The following is a 1,045-nucleotide window of genomic DNA, read 5'->3' on the forward strand; positions in this document are numbered from 1 at the left end:
TCTGCGCGTCGGGCATGCCCTCGAACAGCTCCCCGCGTTGCGGGAGGCGTTCGCTGCCGGTCGGCTGTCCTACGCCAAGGTCCGTGCCATCAGCCGCGTCGCAGACGTCGACACCGAGGCCGAATGGGTCCGCCAGGCCACGCACGCCACGGCTGGCCAGCTTGAGCGACTCGTCGCCGCCTACACCCGTCTACGCGGCGCCGACGGGCTGGAGCAAGTCGCCGCCCGACGCGCCCGACGTGCCTGCTTCTGGCGATGGGACGACGACGGCAGCCTCGTCGTCCACGCCCGCCTCGAACCTGAGGACGGCGCGCTCCTGATCAAAGCGATCGACGCCGCTCACACCAGCCTCACCGAAGGAGAAACCACGGAGACGCCTCCTCCCCGCGACCGGGCTGGAAACGCTGACGCGCTCGCAGCCGTGGCTGCCGGCTTCCTCAGCAACGAGGCACCCCAGTTGGCCGACCCCGCCCGCTGGACCGTCAACATCCACGTCGACCAAGCCCTCCTGACCAGCGAAACCCCGCCCGAGGATGCGCGCGGCGACGTCGAACCCGGCATCGCGCTGCACCCGGAAACCATCCGGCGCCTCGCCTGCGACGCCACTGTGGCCAATCCGAACGCCGGACGCCGCCACCGCACCGTCCCGAAAGCGCTGCGTCGCCTACTGGAAGCTCGCGATCGCAGCACCTGCCAGTTCCCCGGCTGCGACCACACCAGATGGCTGCACGCCCACCACGCCATCCACTGGGCCGACGGCGGCCGGACTGACCTTGACAACCTCGTCCTGATCTGCAGCCACCACCACCATGCCCTACACGAAGCAGGGCTCACCATAATCATCAATCCCGACCAAACCATCACCGTACGTAAACCCGATGGAACCGTCATTCCATCCCAACACCCCACCACTGCCGATTGTGAACCTCTCACCCGACTCAAGGATGCCACCACGCACATCCACCCCACCTCGATCACTCCACAGTGGGCCGGCGAACCCCTTCACCTTCAGGACTCCATCACGGCGGTCCTCAACGTTGACCAG

1 protein-coding gene is annotated in these 1,045 nt (G+C 67.6%); it reads left to right on the forward strand.

The features are described from left to right. The coding region (locus U9980_RS01440) for an HNH endonuclease (RefSeq protein WP_322766347.1) at nucleotides 1–1,045 on the forward strand (1,045 nt) is incomplete at both ends.

Origin of the sequence: Protofrankia sp. Cr1 (assembly GCF_963555865.1) — a bacterium.
Taxonomy (GTDB): Bacteria; Actinomycetota; Actinomycetes; order Frankiales; family Frankiaceae; genus Protofrankia.